Source organism: Porphyrobacter sp. MBR-49 (assembly GCF_053628655.1).
In genome coordinates this window covers 52,346-70,379 of record NZ_JBRJGU010000001.1, presented here as the reverse complement: position 1 = coordinate 70,379, position 18,034 = coordinate 52,346, and the positions used below count along the sequence as shown (strand labels likewise).

At 63.1% G+C, this 18,034-nt stretch carries 16 protein-coding genes; 9 read left to right on the top strand and 7 right to left on the bottom strand.

The genetic code is table 11. The annotated features are described in order from the left end of the window. Positions 1 to 25: 25 nt before the first annotated feature. The 4 genes from ACSSV3_RS00315 (at position 26) to ACSSV3_RS00300 (ending at position 4,823) form a co-directional block, all read left to right on the top strand. Positions 26 to 901, top strand: coding sequence for a hypothetical protein (locus ACSSV3_RS00315; RefSeq protein ID WP_354325195.1), 876 nt, complete (start codon positions 26 to 28; stop codon positions 899 to 901). 475 nt (positions 902 to 1,376) lie between these two features. Continuing rightward, the gene (guaA, locus tag ACSSV3_RS00310; RefSeq protein ID WP_354325197.1) at positions 1,377 to 2,993 is read left to right on the top strand and encodes a glutamine-hydrolyzing GMP synthase; all 1,617 of its coding nucleotides are present in this window, start codon (positions 1,377 to 1,379) and stop codon (positions 2,991 to 2,993) included. An 88-nt stretch (positions 2,994 to 3,081) separates the two neighbouring features. Then, complete coding sequence (locus tag ACSSV3_RS00305) at positions 3,082 to 3,714, top strand: YceI family protein (RefSeq protein WP_354325199.1); 633 nt, start codon at positions 3,082 to 3,084, stop codon at positions 3,712 to 3,714. Between the two features lie 134 nt (positions 3,715 to 3,848). Then, entirely contained in the window at positions 3,849 to 4,823 is a 975-nt protein-coding gene (locus ACSSV3_RS00300) for an NAD(P)H-dependent flavin oxidoreductase (RefSeq protein ID WP_354325201.1), read from the top strand. 12 nt (positions 4,824 to 4,835) lie between these two features. Here ACSSV3_RS00300 and ACSSV3_RS00295 read toward each other — a convergent pair whose 3' ends face one another. Together ACSSV3_RS00295 and ACSSV3_RS00290 are read right to left on the bottom strand one after the other, a co-directional pair. Continuing rightward, positions 4,836 to 5,315, bottom strand: a complete 480-nt coding sequence (locus tag ACSSV3_RS00295; RefSeq protein ID WP_354325202.1) for a hypothetical protein — start codon at positions 5,313 to 5,315, stop codon at positions 4,836 to 4,838. 66 nt (positions 5,316 to 5,381) lie between these two features. Beyond that, complete coding sequence (locus ACSSV3_RS00290) at positions 5,382 to 5,642, bottom strand: zinc-finger domain-containing protein (protein WP_354325204.1); 261 nt, start codon at positions 5,640 to 5,642, stop codon at positions 5,382 to 5,384. 73 nt (positions 5,643 to 5,715) lie between these two features. On the opposite strand from ACSSV3_RS00290, the gene ACSSV3_RS00285 reads away from it, so the two are divergent. Beyond that, complete coding sequence (locus tag ACSSV3_RS00285; RefSeq protein WP_354325206.1) at positions 5,716 to 6,669, top strand: ABC transporter ATP-binding protein; 954 nt, start codon at positions 5,716 to 5,718, stop codon at positions 6,667 to 6,669. 25 nt (positions 6,670 to 6,694) lie between these two features. Here the strand turns inward: ACSSV3_RS00285 and ACSSV3_RS00280 are convergent, their stop codons facing one another. Then, complete coding sequence (locus ACSSV3_RS00280; protein WP_354325207.1) at positions 6,695 to 6,853, bottom strand: hypothetical protein; 159 nt, start codon at positions 6,851 to 6,853, stop codon at positions 6,695 to 6,697. A 211-nt stretch (positions 6,854 to 7,064) separates the two neighbouring features. On the opposite strand from ACSSV3_RS00280, the gene nadB reads away from it, so the two are divergent. The 3 genes from nadB to ACSSV3_RS00265 all read left to right on the top strand — a co-directional run bounded on the left by nadB (position 7,065) and on the right by ACSSV3_RS00265 (position 10,724). Next, positions 7,065 to 8,666, top strand: a complete 1,602-nt coding sequence (nadB, locus tag ACSSV3_RS00275; RefSeq protein WP_354325209.1) for an L-aspartate oxidase — start codon at positions 7,065 to 7,067, stop codon at positions 8,664 to 8,666. A gap of 202 nt (positions 8,667 to 8,868) precedes the next feature. After that, entirely contained in the window at positions 8,869 to 9,795 is a 927-nt protein-coding gene (locus tag ACSSV3_RS00270) for a TraB/GumN family protein (protein ID WP_354325210.1), read from the top strand. 38 nt (positions 9,796 to 9,833) lie between these two features. After that, on the top strand, positions 9,834 to 10,724 hold the full coding sequence (locus tag ACSSV3_RS00265) for an alpha/beta fold hydrolase (RefSeq protein ID WP_354325212.1): 891 nt from the start codon (positions 9,834 to 9,836) through the stop codon (positions 10,722 to 10,724). 47 nt (positions 10,725 to 10,771) lie between these two features. Here ACSSV3_RS00265 and ACSSV3_RS00260 read toward each other — a convergent pair whose 3' ends face one another. After that, positions 10,772 to 12,751, bottom strand: a complete 1,980-nt coding sequence (locus ACSSV3_RS00260) for a hypothetical protein (RefSeq protein WP_354325214.1) — start codon at positions 12,749 to 12,751, stop codon at positions 10,772 to 10,774. 175 nt (positions 12,752 to 12,926) lie between these two features. Here ACSSV3_RS00260 and ACSSV3_RS00255 point away from each other — a divergent pair, with 175 nt between their 5' ends. Beyond that, positions 12,927 to 15,044: a trypsin-like serine protease gene (locus tag ACSSV3_RS00255; RefSeq protein WP_354325316.1), complete on the top strand. Its 2,118-nt coding sequence runs from the start codon at positions 12,927 to 12,929 to the stop codon at positions 15,042 to 15,044. 44 nt (positions 15,045 to 15,088) lie between these two features. Here ACSSV3_RS00255 and ACSSV3_RS00250 read toward each other — a convergent pair whose 3' ends face one another. From ACSSV3_RS00250 to ACSSV3_RS00240, 3 genes are all read right to left on the bottom strand, one after another. Next, positions 15,089 to 15,349, bottom strand: a complete 261-nt coding sequence (locus ACSSV3_RS00250) for a hypothetical protein (protein ID WP_354325216.1) — start codon at positions 15,347 to 15,349, stop codon at positions 15,089 to 15,091. A 43-nt stretch (positions 15,350 to 15,392) separates the two neighbouring features. Further along, complete coding sequence (locus ACSSV3_RS00245; RefSeq protein ID WP_354325218.1) at positions 15,393 to 17,369, bottom strand: TIR domain-containing protein; 1,977 nt, start codon at positions 17,367 to 17,369, stop codon at positions 15,393 to 15,395. Positions 17,370 to 17,628: 259 nt separating this feature from the next. After that, the gene (locus tag ACSSV3_RS00240) at positions 17,629 to 18,003 is read right to left on the bottom strand and encodes a hypothetical protein (RefSeq protein ID WP_354325220.1); all 375 of its coding nucleotides are present in this window, start codon (positions 18,001 to 18,003) and stop codon (positions 17,629 to 17,631) included. Positions 18,004 to 18,034 lie beyond the last annotated feature (31 nt).

Here is an 18,034-nt window from a genome sequence, read left to right as displayed (position 1 = left end):
AGCTTTCCACAGATAGGAATTGTAGATGAGGGCATATTCAATTCTGGCCGCTTCCTGCGCGGCATTTGCACTAAGTTCGTGCGGGCCATCTTTCGAGGGGCCGCAATCTGAAGACATCGATCAGTTTCTGGAAATGGAACTGCCCGAAGGCATTGATGCACAGGACATAGAAATTCAAGCATCGCAAAATGTGGGTGACGAAATAGAGCCAATCTATCGTTCGCGCGTAAAGATGAATCTGGTGCTCGAAGAAGACTTCGCGGAAGTGGTGGATTATGTCGGAGAACGCCCGGTTATCAAGATAACCAAGCAGAAGGGCACTGAAATTCCAGCTATATTATTCACGCGGGGCGAACCAATCGGCAGCGATGACTGGAAGGTTGAAAGAGAGAAATTGGAGTTCAAATTTTTTGACGGAAATCCAGTAAGCGCATTTGAAAACCCGATCATTAAGGGATCAAGCGAAGAAAAAACCGCAGTTGAAGCAGCCAAGAAACAGGCTGCGGAAGAAGAGCGCGAAGAGAAGGCCAAGATCGCCGCCGCCCAAAAAGCTTTTGTCGGTAACTGGAAGGCCAGCCAGCCGTTAATGACATATGGATCGGTTTATTCCAGCAATGGCGTCCAGGTCGGGATCAGTTTTAACCTAGGACCCAATACTGATGGATTCGGCAAGGGAACGGGTTCGGTCTATGACTTCAATAAACCATCGGTCGCGGCACGAAGCGACGTGACTTATACGGTCAATGATGATGGTAGTCTTGCGACAGTCACTTTCCTCTCCCGCGCACAACACGAGGCCGTGCCTTGGTATATTTCTCAAGATACGAGCTTCAACCTGACGTCCGACGGCAATGTCACAGTGGGCGGCTATGGCCGCTGGTCCATCAAGCTGTCGAAATAGTGTGCGATGTCCGGGTTGGTTAAAGCCGGTTGAGACGCGGCCACTATTCTAGGGGGGAGGGGGTGGCCGCGTCTCTTTCGCTGCGTGCCCGAACCCTGAGGTGGCGAGCAATCGACTGGGCAGGATGGCCGAGCGAGGGGGAGGGCTGGCCAATCCTGCCGGTCAGGCAGGCGGGCAGACAGGCCGTATCCGGCCAACGCTGCCGAGCGATCATCTCGCAAAGAGAAGGCCGGTTTGGAGAGAGGGGCCCGGCACCCGATCGCTTACGGTTTCAAATGGTGTTCGATTGCATCGAATTCAAATGCGAAAACGCCAAGCTTAGTTGCATGAAGCGCAACAACAGTGTGGTAATACCTGTTGCGGCGCGGACGTTGTGCAGCGTGTCCATCGATGCGCTTCGACAGCGGTGCAAAATATTCCGTCCGCAGCGCAGCAGCGCTGGACAGCGCGGGCTGCCCTGCCGTAATTCGCGCCCATGAACCCGCACCCTTCCCATCCTGCACCCGGCGATTCCCCTGCTTCCGCCAATGTCGTCTCGGATTGCATTCTGATCGTCGATTTCGGGTCGCAAGTGACCCAGTTGATCGCGCGCCGCGTGCGCGAGGCCGGGGTCTATTCCGAAATCGCCCCCTTCACCCAGGCCGAAGCGGCGTTCCACCGGTTGAAGCCCAAAGGGATCATCCTGTCCGGCTCCCCCGCCAGCGTGCCCGATGATGGCAGCCCCCGCGCGCCGCAGATACTGTTCGATGCGGGCGTGCCGATCCTTGGTATTTGTTATGGCCAGCAGGTGATGAGCCATCAGCTCGGCGGCGAAGTGCGACCCGGACATGAGACGGGAGAAGGCGGCGAATTTGGCCGCGCCTTCCTAACTGTAACCGCCGAATGCGCGCTGTTTGACGGGCTGTGGGGTGTGGGTGAACGCCATCAGGTGTGGATGAGCCACGGCGACAAGGTAACGCAGTTCGCCCCCGGTTTCGAGATTGTCGCCACCTCCGACGGCGCGCCATTTGCGGTGATCGCTGACGAAGCGCGCAGGTTCTACGGCACCCAGTTCCACCCGGAAGTCGTCCACACCCCCGATGGCGGCAAGCTGATCGCCAATTTCGTGCGCCATGTCTGCGGGCTGGCGGGCGATTGGACGATGGCCGAATTCCGCAAGACCAAGATTGCCGAAATCCGTGCGCAGGTTGGCGACAAGCGGGTGATCTGCGGCCTGTCAGGCGGGGTCGATTCGGCGGTCGCGGCGGTGCTGATTCACGAAGCGATTGGTGATCAGCTGACCTGCGTATTTGTCGATCACGGGCTGATGCGCATGAACGAGGCCGATCAGGTCGTCACCCTGTTCCGCGATCATTACAACATCCCGCTGGTGCATGTGGAGGCGGAGGAGCTGTTCCTTGATGGCCTCGCGGGTCTTACCGATCCCGAAGCCAAGCGTAAGTTCATCGGCAAGACCTTCATCGACGTGTTCGAGGCCGAAGCGAAGAAAATCGGCGGCGCGGATTTCCTCGCGCAGGGCACGCTTTACCCCGATGTGATCGAGAGCGTCAGCTTCACCGGTGGGCCGAGCGTCACGATCAAAAGTCACCACAATGTCGGCGGTCTGCCCGAACGCATGAATATGCAGCTGGTCGAGCCTTTGCGCGAATTGTTCAAGGACGAAGTGCGTGATCTGGGGCGCGAATTGGGCCTGCCCGATGCTTTCGTTGGGCGTCACCCCTTCCCCGGCCCCGGCCTCGCGATCCGCATCCCCGGCGAAGTGACCAAGGATCGCTGCGATATTCTGCGCAAGGCCGATGCAATCTACCTCGAAGAAATCCGCAACGCGGGGCTTTATGATGCAATCTGGCAGGCGTTTGCGGTGCTGCTGCCGGTCAAGACCGTGGGCGTGATGGGCGATAGCCGCACCTATGATTGGGTCTGCGCACTGCGCGCCGTCACCTCCACCGACGGAATGACAGCGGACGTGTTCCCCTATGACGCCGGGTTCCTGACCCGCGTGGCCACCCGCATCGTCAACGAGGTCAAGGGCATCAACCGCGTGGTGTATGATTACACCAGCAAACCGCCGGGGACGATCGAGTGGGAGTAGCGCGCCGCATTGCGTTCCCCCCTTTCGGCAAAGCGAAGAATCGCATATCGCTTGCACCAATATCCTGTTTGAGAGGTTTTTGCCTGTGATGCAGACTCTTCGTTCCATTGCTCTGGTCGCGGCGCTCACGCTCGGCCTGTCCGCCTGCACTGAACAGGCCAGCGCGCCCGCTGCCGAACAGGTCGCCCCGCTGACCGAAGGCGTATGGACGCTTGATCCGGCGGATTCGCGGCTTTCTTACGTCAGCATCAAGGCGGGCGAGATTGCTGAGGCCAACCGGTTTGATTCGCTGGCGGGCAGCGTTGCGGCCGATGGCACGGCGACGCTCGACATTGATCTGGCCTCGGTCAACACCGGGATCGACATCCGGAACGAACGGATGCGCGAGATTTTCTTCGATGTGGCGGGCAATCCCAAAGCGGTGGTGACGGCAAAGCTTGACCCGGCAGCCTTCGCAGCGCTGGCGGTCGGCCAGTCGATTACCCGTCCGTTGACGGCAAGTGTGGCGATCAAAGGTGTCGAGCAGGAAATCGAGACCGAAGTGCTTGTCACCCGCGTTTCGGCGGACCGCGTCACTGTGGTGCCGACCGCGCCGGTGATCATCAGCACCGACATGTTCGAACTGACCGATGAACTGGGCGAATTGCGCGCGCTGGCGCAGTTACCCTCGATCACGCCTGCGGTTCCAGTAACCTTCACGCTCTCGTTCACGCGTTCCTAAGAGGCAATTTTATCGCAGCTGACGTTACGGCGCGCAGCATTGCCGCGTGCGCTTGTCAAAAGCGGGGTTGAAAGCCTCCGCCAAACAGGCTTGTGTCCTACCCCAATGCAGCCTTGCACGGGAGAGCACACGCCATGAAAACCGCCATCACCGAAATGTTCGGCATCCAGCATCCGATTATTCAGGGCGGGATGCACTATGTCGGCTTTGCCGAAATGGCGGCGGCGGTGTCCAACGCGGGCGGGCTGGGGATCATCACCGGGCTGACGCAGGGCTCGCCAGAAAAGCTCGCGAACGAAATCGCGCGCTGCAAGGACATGACCGACAAGCCGTTCGGCGTGAACCTCACCATCCTGCCGACCCTGACCCCGCCCGATTATCCGGGGTTGGTCAAAGCGGTGATCGACGGCGGCGTGAAGGTGGTTGAAACCGCCGGGCGCAACCCGGTCGACCTGTTGCCGCATTTAAAGGATGCGGGGATCAAGGTGATTCACAAATGCACCAGCGTGCGCCACAGCCTCAAGGCGCAGGATATCGGCTGCGATGCGGTGAGCGTCGACGGGTTCGAATGCGGCGGCCATCCGGGGGAGGACGACGTGCCCAATTTCATCCTGCTGCCGCGCGCGGCCGATGAACTCGAAATCCCATTCGTTTCCAGCGGCGGGATGGCCGATGGCCGCAGCCTGATCGCCAGCCTTGCAATGGGCGCGCAGGGGATGAACATGGGCACCCGCTTCATCGCCACCAAAGAGGCCCCGGTGCATGACAACGTGAAGCAGGCGATTCTCGCCGCGAGCGAACTGGACACGCGGCTAGTGATGCGCTCGCTGAAGAACACTGAGCGTGTGCTCAACAACGCCGCTGTCGAACGGCTGATCGTCAAGGAAAAGGAACTGGGCGATGCCATCACCATCCAGGACATCTTGCCCGAAGTCGCCGGGGTTTACCCGTCGATCATGATGGAAGGCGATATGGACAAGGGTGCGTGGAGCTGCGGCATGGTTGCCGGGCTGATCCACGATATCCCGACCTGTCAGGAACTGATCGACCGGATCATGCTTCAGGCCGAGGAAATCATCGCCCGGATGCAGGCGATGGCGCGGGGTTAGAGCAACCTCGGGTCAACCTTCGCCGGGCACATCCGCCTTGACCCGAGTATAGGGCACGAAATCGTCGAAGAAGACGACGCCGGTGAAAATGCCGCTAAAGGGATCAAAGGTGGTCGCGTTATCGACCCGGCATAGTTCGCCAGAAATGAAGCGGTTGATCACCAGCGTGTCGTTATCGTCAATCTGCTCGGGCGCATCGGTGCGCTGGACATAGATCGTGTGGCCCCGGCCATAGACGTAAGCGGTGCGATCAATGGTCTGCATCTGCGCGGTGCGCTGGGTGCGGATGCAGCTGACCGGCTCGCCTGCGACCCGGCCTTCGAGCAGCTTGGCGAGCCGCTTCTCGCCCTTGGTCATCGGCGCTGGATCAGCCTCTGCCTCAACTTCCGGTGCGCCCTCGGTCTGGGCGGCGACGGGCCAGGCGAGGCCAAGCGCAAGTGTGGCGGCGAGACCGCCGATCATGGCGCGGGAACGGACAGGCAAACGGGGCATCGCACAATCTCCTTGCAGAGTTAGCGGGACAATACCGCTGCGTGCCTGAACCGGCGCTGAGCGAAATCAGGCGCGCGCCGGACTGGCCCCCGCAGCTATATCGGGCAAGGCCGTCTGATCAGCGCCGTCGGCCGGGCCGCCGCGCAGTACGAACCGGCGGTCGCAATAGCCGCAATCGACATAGCCATGCTCGTCAATCTCAAGGAAGACGCGCGGGTGGCCCAGCGCCGCCGGACGATAGCCAGCGCCGCCGCGGATGCCGCTGGAACCATCGCAGCTCACACGCCGCGTATCGACCAGCAGGACTTCAGGTGGGGGAATGTTCATGGAACCAGCCGATACAGGGCGAAGGCGCTGAGTTCAATTGCCTTTGAAAGGCAGCTTGCCTAGGGCTGATCCCATGACCGCAGCACCCGCCATCCGGATTGAAAACCTCGTCAAACGCTATGCCCCGGCCAAGGGCGCAAACGGCACGACGATAGAAGGCAAGCTGGCGCTGGGCGGGGTCAGTTTCGATGTGCCCGAAGGGTCGATCTTCGGCCTGCTCGGCCCCAATGGCGCAGGCAAATCGACGCTGATCAACATCCTTGCCGGGCTGGTCAACAAGACCAGCGGCGCGTGCGAAATCTGGGGTTTCGACATTGATCGCAACCGCCGCAATGCCAGCCGATCAATCGGGATTGTGCCGCAGGAAATTGTGTTCGACCCGTTTTTCACGCCCTATGAAGTGCTGGAAAATCAGGCGGGGTTCTACGGCGTTCCCGGCGCGTTTCGGCGCAGCGAGGAACTGCTGGCGGCGGTGCGGCTGGCGGATAAGCGTAACGCCTATGCCCGCACGCTGTCGGGCGGGATGAAACGGCGGCTGCTGGTGGCCAAGGCGATGGTGCATTCGCCGCCGATCCTGGTGCTGGATGAACCCACCGCCGGGGTCGATGTCGAACTGCGCCGCCAATTGTGGGAGCTGGTCAGCGAGCTGAACCGCGAGGGGGTGACCGTGGTGCTGACCACGCATTATCTCGAAGAGGCCGAGGAATTGTGTGATCGCATCGCCATCATCAACCACGGGCAACTGATAGCGAACAAACCGACGCAGGAACTGATCGGCATGGCGCGCGAAAAGATAGTTGCGGTGACTGTAGCCGATGATCTGGCCGCCGCGCCCGCGCATGAGGCGTTTGTGAAGGCCAGCTGGGACGGTGCCCGCGCAGTTGAAGTGACCTATGACAAGGATCGCCTCAGCGCCGGACAAGTGCTCGCGATCTTGCAGGAACAGGGGCTTACCATCGAAGACGTCACCACCCGTGAGGCGGATCTGGAAGATGTGTTTGTGCAGTTGACCGGCACCGCTGGCTGAACCGCGCGGCAGCCCGACGGCGGCCTCAGTCCTCGCGTTTGCGCCAGTCGCGGTGTCCGTGCCGCTGAACCGGCTCCCCGCAATGACGGCAGGTGCCGACATAGTGCCGCCCGTCCCAGGCCACCTCACGGCGCAAGGGCTGGTGGCGGCCCACCCGGCATCCGAAAAATGAAAATACGGACACGACAGCCATGCTCCGGTGAGAAAATCGTAACAGCCAGCAGGCGTGTTTAGCGATGATCGACCGCATCAGACACTGCTGATGCGCGGGGGTCATCAGGACAAAACAGCAGGCTGCACTGCTACCTTCGCATGATCACTACCTTTGGTTCCTTAAGCCTGTGTTACAAAGCATCGCGCTTGCTCCACGCAGCGTTGCGCGTCATGGCACGGACATGACAAAGCAGGATGCAAGCGGGCACGCGCATGACGTGGTGGTTATCGGTTCGGGCGCGGCCGGGCTGACGGCGGCGTTGGCGCTGGCGCAAACGCGGCGCGTGCTGGTGCTGGCCAAAGGCACGCTCACCGGCGGATCAACCGCCTGGGCGCAAGGCGGGATCGCCGCCGTGCTCGATACTGGCGACACTTTTGAAAATCACGTGCGCGATACGATGGTGGCGGGCGCGGGGCTGAATGACCGCGCGACGGTCGAATTCGTGATCGAGCGCGCGCCGCAATCCATCGACCGCCTGTGCGAATTGGGCGTGCCGTTCAACCGCGATGCTGATTCGCTCCACCTGACGCGCGAAGGCGGCCATTCGCACCGCCGCATCGTCCATGTCGATGATGCGACCGGCTGGGCGGTGCAATCGGCGCTGCTGGCGGCGGCCAATGCCAATCCCAATATCACCCTGCTGCCGGGCCGCACCTGCATTGACCTGATCACCGATCGCCACCGCGAACAGTTTTCGGCCGCCGGGCGCGTGTGGGGGGTCTATGCGCTCAACGAAGAAACCGGACACGTCGAACGCCATGTCGCGCGCGCGACCGTGCTGGCGAGCGGGGGTGCGGGCCGCGTCTATCAATTCTCGACCGCGCCGCGCGGCGCGACCGGCGATGGGATTTCGATGGCGTGGCGGGCGGGCGCGCGGGTTTCCAATATGGAGATGATGCAGTTCCACCCGACCTGTCTTTACAGCCTTGAAATCAAGAACTTCCTTATCACCGAAGCGGTGCGGGGCGAAGGTGGGCGGCTGATCAACCCGCGCACCGGGCAGCGGTTCATGGAGCTATATGATGCAGAGCGCATGGAGCTCGCCCCGCGCGATGTCGTCGCCCGCGCGATCGATGCCGAGATCAAGCGCCACGGGCTCGATTACGTCCATCTCGACATCAGCCATCAGCCCGCCGATTTCGTGCAGCGACACTTCCCGACGATTTACGACAAGCTGCTGACCATCGGCATCGACATGACCATGGCGCCAATCCCGGTGGTGCCCGCGCAGCATTACACCTGCGGCGGGGTGGTGGTGGACTTGGCCGCGCGCACCGACATGCCGGGCCTGTGGGCGGCGGGGGAATGCACCGAAAGCGGGCTGCACGGCGCAAACCGGCTGGCGTCGAACAGCTTGCTCGAATGCTTCGTGTTCGGCGAGGCTGCGGCGAAGGACATCCTTGCGCGCTGGGACACATTGGAAGCGCCGCCCGCGATCCTGCCGTGGGACGAAAGCCGCGTCACCGATTCGGATGAGGAAGTGGTGATCAAGCAGAACTGGACCGAAATCCGCCGCTTCATGTGGAATTATGTCGGCATCGTGCGGACGACCAAGCGGCTGGAACGCGCCGCCCACCGCATCGCCCTGCTGCGCCGCGAGGTGGATGAATATTATGGCAGCTTCCGGGTGACGACCGACCTGATCGAATTGCGCAACCTGCTGCAATCGGCGGAACTGATCGTGAAATCCGCGCTTGCCCGCAAGGAAAGCCGCGGGCTGCACTACACGCTGGATTATCCCGAACTGGCGGATGAGCCGAAGGATACGGTGCTGGTGCCCTAATGCGCGAACCCAATTGCAAACCCCAAACTTCAAATCCGTTCGCCCTGAGCTTGTCGAAGGGCTGCTTTTCCCTTCAGAGCCTGGGCTGAAAGAAAATGCGGTGCTTCGACAAGCTCAGCACGAACGGATGTAGGGGAATTCGGACAGGGTTCATCTGTGCGGCGGTAGTAGCGCGCGCAACATCTTTCAAAGGGGCGCCGCGATGACGAAGTTTCTGGGTTTGCTTTGCCTTGCCGCCCTGATCCCCACCGCAGCGACCGCCCAAGACTCCGCCCCCAGCGAAAACTCCATCGTCGTCACCGCGCAGCGTTCGGGCGCGCCGATGTGGACGATTGATACGCCCACCGGCACCATCATTCTCGTCGGTGAGATCCGGGCGATCCCGAAAACGACCCCGTGGCAGCCTGACCGGTTAAAGGATGCAACCGGGCAGGCGCAGCGCGTGATCCTTGGCGCGCGGCCCAAGATTTCTCCGGGTGATATCCTGCGGCTGATGTTCAGCGGCTCAAAGTTCACCAAGCTGCCCAAAAAGACTGTCGCCAGCGATTACCTCGACGACGCGCAATGGGCGCGGCTGGAGGCGCTGGGTGAGGCGCACAAGGAAGATTATGCGCGGCAGAGCTTCCTGTTCACCTCATTCGAGATGCTGCGCAAGGAATTGCGCTTTAACCGCGACACCGCCGATGATGCGTCGGACGTGGTGAGCAAGGCGGCGGACAAGGCGAACGTCCCCACCACCCGCGCCGCCACTTTGCGCGGTGAGGATATTATCGACAACCTCGCCGATGCGCCGCCTGCCGCGCACATCCGCTGCCTGACTGCGGCGATGGATGCGCTGGAAATCGGCTCCGATATTGTCGAACAGCGAGGGAGCGACTGGCGGCGCTATGATATCCCGGCGGTGATGGCGAACCCGTTGGAACAGGCGTTGGGACAGTGCTGGCCTTGGGCAGACGAGACGTTGGGCAGCGAATTGCGCACCATCTGGGTCGACAATATCACTGCGGCACAAGGGCAACCGGGAGTGACGCTCGCGGTGGTGCCGCTGCGGGTGCTGGCAGAGACCGACGGCGTCCTCGACCGGCTTTCCGCGCAAGGCCTCGACATCAGCGGCCCGGCGTGGAAGTAATCGCGTAACGACAACAAGCGCGAGAGGCCACGTCACCTATGCCGACCATCACCACGCCGAACACCCGCATCGAAATCTTCTATGAAGACCACGGGAAACCCGAAAACGAGGCGATCCTGTTGGTGATGGGATTGGGCGCGCAATTGACGCTGTGGCCTGATGAACTGGTTGATGCGCTGGTGGGCGATGGGTTCCGCGTGATCCGTTACGACAACCGCGACATCGGCCTCTCCCAGAAGATGGAAGGCGCACGCGCACCCTCGCTCGCCACGCAGGTGCTGCGCAAGAAGTTTGGCTGGCCTGCCAAGGTTCCCTATACCCTCACCGACATGGCGCATGACGGGATCGGACTGCTCGATGCGCTGGAGATCGACACCGCGCATGTTGTGGGCGCATCGATGGGCGGGATGATCGCGCAGCTGATGGCGGTGCATCATGGCCCGCGCCTGCGTTCGCTCACCTCGATCATGTCGACCACCGGCAATGGCAAGCTGCCACAGGCCGAAAAGCACGCGATGGACGCGCTGGTCGCGCCCTTGGCCGCGATGGATGAAGAAACGCTGGTGGCCCACGGGCTCAACATCGCGCGCAATATCGGCAGCCCCGGCTTTCCGTTCGATCCGCAGCAGCAACGCGAAAAGGTGCTGCGCAATGTCCGCCGTAGCGTCTATCCCGCAGGCCTGCCGCGCCAACTGGCCGCGATCATCGACGATGGCTGCCGCCGCTCGCGCCTCGCCGATGTGCGGGTGCCGACACTGGTGCTGCACGGCGAGGATGATCCGCTGGTCAAGCTGGCGGCGGGTGAGGATACCGCGCGCCACATCCCCGGCGCGCGGCTGGTAACGATCCCCGGATGGGGCCACGATATCCCGATGCCGCTGATTGATCGGATTGCGGGTGAGATCGTCACCCACGCACGCGGTGTTTGAGGTCGGCGGGGATTGGGGTGGATACGGCAGAGTCGGGACGACCGGGATCAGGCCGGAAGCGCAAGGTGCTTCGCGCCGAAAACCGCCTGCCAGCTTTCGATTTCACCCACCACTGCATCATCCACCGCGTGCAGGAGTTCGGCGGCGGCTTCATAGCTGAGCGCCGTGTCGGTGCCTGACAACAGCAAACCGATGCGCGTTTCGACCTCACCCAACCGTTCTGCCGCCGCGCGCGAAATCGCTCCGAACCGCTCGAAATCGCCGAAATAGCGCACCCCGGCGATATTCGCGCCGAGGGTTGGAAAGGCGACGCCAAAGAAGGTGAAGAGCGGCGAAAGGTCGCTCGCCCAGTCTGTGGGTGCCACGCCCGCGAGTGCCGCGAATTTGAGCAGCAGATAGGCCAGAACCGAAATTACCGCGAGCAGAAAGCTGGCCCCCGCCAGCCGGTCAAGCCGGTGGTGAACGCGTTCCAGCCGCGCGGCCTTGACCTCATGATAGGCGCGCTGGGCCGCGACATGGGGAAGCACTACTCCTTCAAGGCAGGCGCGCAGATAGGCGCGGGTCAGACGGATTCGGGGCAGACCGGCTTCACGCAGCGCGTGGCGAGCGAAATGTTCGGGCCATTCGGCTTCGTGCCCGCGTCCGCCTTTTCGTGGCCAGCGCCCCGTCGGGCGTGACACGCCGAGCAGCAGCAGGCCGGGCGCGTGGCGCAGATATTCGGCAACCCGCCGCATTTCGAACCAGCGCCGGTGCCAGCCAAGGCGCGATCCGGCAAGCGTGATAACCAGAATCCCCGCCAGCAGCAGCAGTTCGGCCGAGGCAAACACCCATTTCACCTCCGCAAGGCCGAACGGGTAGAAGGCTAGGCCGATGATCACCGCCAACGCGGCGAGCACGAAGTTGACGCACATGCCGCTGCGATAGGCATCGGAAAGACGGCTGGCGATGCCATCAGCCCGGGCGAACATGGGCAGCAACACTCCGCGCAGCCGGGCTACGAGCAGAGGGTCTGCGCCCGGCGCCGCCTCCGCCGCCGCCAGCAAACCGGCTGCACTGCCGGTGCTGATGGCATCGGGTGCCTCGTATTCGATCCGCATCCGGCCGGGGATCAGGGTGCCTTCGCCAAACACCCGCTCGATCAGGCGATAGAGACTGAAGGCGAAACTGGAGCGGGCGCGCCACTGTTCGCGCCTTGGCCCCTGCGGGTGCCAACCTTGCGCCACCATCGCGGCGCGAATGGTCGCCTCAAGCCGCGCCTGTCGCACCGCATCGGGGGCGTTGTTGCGTTCGGGATGCCCAAGCTCCTCTGGCCGGGTCAGGATCGACCATTCTTGCGGCGCGGTCGGATCAATCAGCAACACCGGTGTGCCCATTTCCAGCGCGCTGATGATCGTGTGGCCGGTGCCGCCCGGCAGATTGGCGATCTTGCCATCCCACACCGCGACCACAAGATCGGTGCGTTCGATCATCACCCGCCCGGCGAGCGCGACATTGCCCGAAACAAGCGCTTCATAGGAGCGGGCCGCGTCGCGGTCTTGCGGATTGGTGAGGGTCGCCAGCAACAGCGTTTCGATCTGCGCATCGCGATCGGCCAGTTCGAACAGATGCGCGCGCGCCGTGATCGACCGGATTGCAGCGGCATGCGCCTCCACCTGCGGATCGGCGGCCGGCTGCCCGCGGCATAGCGCGGCGGCATCGGCCGGGGTCGTCGGATGGGCGTTGATCGCAAGGTTGAGATCGGCCCCGAACGGCATCGGCACCACCAGTTCCCACCCGCGCGCCAGCGCCAGTTCGCCAGCCACCTGATCGGTGCCGTCAACCAGCAGGCTGTGCAGTCGCACCGCGCCCTGATTGCCGCGGAGGCCTGCCGCGATCCCCTCGATCCGTGCGAACAGCCTGGCCAGCGCATCCGTGATCGCTGCGCTATTCGCGGAAAATGCAGGATTGGTGGCGCGGTGGCCGGTGACCCCCAGCGCAAGCCGCGGCTGCCATTCGGCGTCGGGATCTGCAAAAGGCGATGAGGGCATAGGCGGTCTGTCCTTCTTTGCCGGACAGGCCGGATGGGGCAACCTTAACGTGTAGTCTTGCACGCTTACAAGGGGCGATGCGCGCCTGCCCACGGTTTGACGGGACGCGCAGGAGGGCGCATTATTCCGTTGGGGAATCGGGGGGCGTGCGGTGATAGGACGGATTGCGATAGTGATGGGCGCGTTGCTGGCGCTGGCGGTTCCCGCAGCGGCGCAGGCGCAGGTGCCGCACGATTATCCGTCAAGCAGTGAAGGTTGGTACCGCGCTGATCCGGACCGACCGGAAGCTGAGCGCGCACGCGACGAGGCCGAAGCCGCGCGGGCCGAAGCTGCCTGCGATGCGGGCGACCTTACCGGATGCGCCGCGTTGGGCCGGGCATACCGGGATGGTGCGGGCAGGCCGCAGAATCGCCCGGTGGCCGAATTGCTGTTCCGTCAGGCCTGCGACGGAGGCCAGGCAGAAGGCTGCTTTGCGCTGGGCGCGCAATTGCGAATGGTCGACAATACCGGCGCGCAGGACGAAGGCATGATCGCGCTGCGGCGCGGCTGCACCCTCGGCGCGTCTGAGGCCTGTGACGCGCTGGCAGGCATCATCGCCTCCGAGAACGAACGCGTCGAAGAACTGCAATCGCGCATAAACGATTGCCGCGCGGGGGACGTCCAGTCTTGCGACCTGTTGGGCGGGCGCTACGCTGACAAAACAGAGGATTTGACGCCTGAACTGCGCGATACGCTCAATCGCGGCTGCAACGCGGGGGCGGCCTTTGCCTGCCAGACGCTCGGCAGGGCGGTATTCGCCGAGGGTCGCGGGCTGCCAGAACACCGGGTCGAGGCGCAGGCCCTGTTCGACCGGGCCTGCGCGAACGATCGCGATTTTTGTACCATAGCGCAGCAGATCCGCGACCGGCCCGCCTTGTCCGCCGGTTGCGCAAACGGGGGCATGGCCGATTGCGCCGCACTCGGACGGATTTACACTGCGGAATGGTCACCGCTGCATTCGCCGGCCGAAGGATTGGGGCTTCTTGGGATGGCGTGCGAGGGGGGCGAGAGCGAGGTTTGCCGCGATGCGGCGCACATGGCGCTCATCGACCCCTCACCCGAAGCTGCGGCCCGGGCGGAACAGTGGTATGCCATCGGCTGCAATGGCGGCATTGAGGGCGATTGCGTGACTCTCGGCCTGCGCCTGACAGACGAAAACCGCCTGTCGGAAGATCGTGCGCGCGGCTACGCCTTGCTTGTTGACGCGTGCGAACGCGGCCTGCCCAGACTCTGCGACGAATTGTACAAGCGCGCCGGGTCTGATCCCGAAGCGCCGCTGCTGGCAGCGGACGACCGCTTTGGCCCGCCGACCGAGCCGACCGACCCGGCCGAAGAGGCCCGCCGGGTGGCGGAATCGCTCGCAATCGAGGCGGAGAATGCTCGCTTCGATCCTTGCCGATATTCGTCGGTAAATTTCCGCGGCGCGGTCTATCTCGATACCCTCTGCGATACAGTGCGCCGGGTCAGCAGAGGTTATCAGCTTCGGCCAGGGCAGGCGCCATGGCAGGCGTTGCTGTGGCGCCCGGCCCAGATGGGTGGGCAAAACCTCGCACCCGGGCAGCGGGTGGCCTGCGGCGGGTCGCTGATCGCTGAGGGCTGGGTGCTCACCGCAGCCCATTGCATCACGGACAAGGACGGCAAGTCCTTGATCGGATCAGGGCACCGCATCCGGCTCGGGGTCTATAACCCACAAGCCGACGAGGGGGTCAGCTACCCGATCCTGCGCGCCGTGGCGCATCCCCGCTATCACCAGCCGAGCCGCGCCTTTGATATTGCGCTGATCCGGTTCGACCAGCGCGCGGGAGAGAAAGGCGCGGCGACCAATGCCATCGCCCGCATCCGGATCGATCCGCTGCCGCTCGACCAGCGCAAGATCAATGCCGGGATGCCGGTCTATACCTATGGCTGGGGGCTGACCGAGTTCAGGGGCCAATCGAGCGATCATCTGCGCGGCGCAAGGATGCACCTGGAAGATCCCGAGGCCTGCACGAAGCGCACCGAGTTCCGCGGATCACTGCTCAATGCCGTGCTGTGCGCGGCAGCGCCCGACCGTTCGCAAGCCTGCGACGGAGACAGCGGCGGCCCGCTCATCTCTTATGACGACGAACGCCGCATTCCCACGGTGATCGGGGTGGTCAGCGCCGGCGAGAAATGCGGATCGACCGGGGTTCCCAGCCGTTACACCCGCGTGGCAAAGGTAAGCGAATGGATCGCTGACGTCATGGCAGGCCGCACGCCCGCGCGGCGACGGTAGCCTTGTGCGGCCCGGCAGCACGCCAGGCCGCACGAAGTCGAACCTTATTCAGCGGCACCGTCCGCCGATGACGCGGCAGGGCCGATCGGATTGCTGTTGGTTTCGGTTCCTTCGGCAGCAGCGGCCGCCGCCTCAAGCGCCGCAGCGTCTTCGTCTGTCGTGGTTTCGTCAGTCACGGCATCACCTTCGGCCGTGCCGGTTTCTTCGGCCACATCTTCGGACACGGGCTCGGTCGTTTCGCCGTTGCATGCAGCCAGCCCCAACGCCGCGCCGGCCAGAACGGCGGCAGTCATGATCTTCTTCATGGTATTTCCCCCTCGATTGCCCCGGATGGGCGGCAGAGAGCTATCACGAGGTTAGTTGCAAAAGCAATTCATCAAACCGTCGCTCTCCCCTCAGTGGATCAAGCAGCGGGTCGTTCGGTGCCCACAACAGACCCGGATCGGTCGCACTCAAGGCTTTTTCCAGAAGCGCCAGCGCCTTATCCGCCTCACCGCGCTGCGCATGCACCTGCGCCCGCTGGTATCGGCTGTCCTCGTATTCGGCCACCAGCGATGCAAGCGCCGCGTCCGAACCTGCCGCATCGCCAACCCGGTGCGAGGCAATCGCGATAGCGGTGAGAGCATAGGCCTTCCCCTGCTCCGCCTTCGCAGCGACCAGCGCGCCCGCTGCATCGCCCTGCAACAGGCGCGCGATGGCCATGGCGAACTGCGCGCTTGCAATGCTGGGATTGAGTTCGACCGCGCCCTGCATATGCTTGATCACGCTAGCATAATCGCGTGCAAACAGGGCAATATACCCGGCCGTGCGGAACGCCCGCGCATTGAGGGGATCGAGTTCGAGCACCTGCGCGATCATCCGCACGGCGAGCGCCCGGTCGGTGCCATAGGCATGAAAACTCGCCGCTGAGCGCAGCACATCGGCATCGCCGGGAGCAAGGCGCTGGGCGGCCTGATAGTGCGGCAATGCCGCTCCCGGTTTGAGCTGGCCATTGGCGAGCGCAAAGCCAAGCGCGAGATGCCCCCGCGCGAGGCGCTGTTCGAGCGCAAGCGACCGTTCGGCCGCGGCAATGGCATCGGAAAACAGCTTGCGCGATTCCTCGCCATCGCTGGCGGCATTATTGGCGATCGCCGCAAGCATCGTCGATCGCATGGCGTGGGCTGCGGCAAAGTTTGGATCTTCGGCGATCGCCGCTTCGAACTGGATCAGCGCCGCCCGGTCGGTCGCTGCCCCGGCAGACAGATCATAAAGTGCATGACCCCGCAGGAACGCTTCGAAAGCGGCAATATTCTCGGTTCCGCCGACATCGCGCTGGGCCGCGATACTGGTCTTCAGTTCATCGTCCGAAGCCACCGTTGCCACCAGCGATGTGGCCACGGTTTCGGCGATTTCCGACTGGAGCGCGAAAACATCCTCCACCGCGCGGTCATAGCTTTCGGCCCAGCGCACCAGCCCGCCATTGATCTCGACCAGCTCGGCCGAAACGCGCATCTGTTCCGAATCGCGCTGCACGCTGCCGCGCAGGATGTGATCGACGCCCAGTTTGCGGCCGATGGCGAATTCGTCCTCGCCCGCGATCGCGCTGGAGGACGTTGGCGCAGCGACCTTGAGCCGCGGGTTGCGAACCAGCACCGCGCGCAGTTCATTCGACAGGCCGTCGGAAAACCACGCCTTGCTCTTGTCTCCGGTCAGATTGGAAAAGGGCAGAACCACCATCGACACCGCGCCAGCCGCAGCCGGGGTGAACAGGCCTATGGCCCAACCTGCGGTGATTGCCGCCGCTCCGGCAAGTCCCGTTCCGCCGATCAGTGCGGCCCGCCGCGACAGCACAGGGCCGCTGACGGGAATGGCCGCGGCCGCCAGCGGGGATACGGGCGCGGGGCCGGGTGCGGTTTGGCCTGCCTTGGAACGCACCGCCGCAAGGATACGCTGCGCTTCTTGCGCCGCCGGATCGCCCGACCAACCCGCGATGTCAAGCAATTGGAACTGGCGAAAGCCCAGCGGTGCCATGGTGCCATCGAGCGATAGCGGCACGAGGCATCCGCGCTCGCGTCCGCGCTGGGCCTCGTCGCGGACCCAGTGCGAGACAACCGACTGTTGCGACCACAGCACCACTACGCAATCAGCGGATTCCAGTGCCGTTTCAGTGGTGACAAGGTAGTTTTCGCCGCCTTCGAGCTTGCCATCCCACCACACGTCGAAACCCGCAGCCTCAAGCAGCGTGATGACCGGACGCGACCGGTCGAGATCGACGCGCGAATAGCTGACGAAAACCGACGGGCGCTGCCCGTTCCGCGTCTCATCAGCGTCAATCCTGCCCACCATTGCGCCGCCCCTGTTTTTCCCTTCCCTATCAATACATCGAAAACCACCGCCGCGCCAAGCAATCAGCGACTACTGCGTCCCGCCGCTGGCGATTGACCGGGGCTGGGGAGAAGCTGTCATCGTCACCCCAGCGAAAGCTGGGGCCCAGGGCCGCAAGTGACAGTGCTCGCCGCGTGAGAACCCAGCTTCCGCTGGGATGACTGATGGTAGCAGATTTTGGCATCGCGCCGTGTTGATTGGAATGACCAGGAAAGGGTGGTTAGCTGCCTTGCTCAGCAGCAGCCCGAGTTTGTGACAGAAACAAAGCAGGTAGCGGCCCGAGAACAGCTAAAGCACTCACAACAACGATGACAGGATCGGGTTGTCCGATAATTACGAACAACCAGATTGCCGATACGGCGAGCAGGTTGCCGGCCCTAAGCCAGATCGAGCCAGCCAACCTGCGACAAAGTCCGTTCGCGAGACACAAGGCTGCGAGCGGCGTGAGAAATGCAGCCCAGAAGGCCAAGAGCCAAACATCTTCCGGCTCTTCGGCGTAACGGCTCATTCCATGCGCCATTGAACCGATTGCGAGGAGCGCAGCAAGACACAGCGTGACGCCCAGCACCAGGTTGTAACCGCGGATGAGTGTCATCGCACGAATTTACCTTGTTCCACGATTTCCG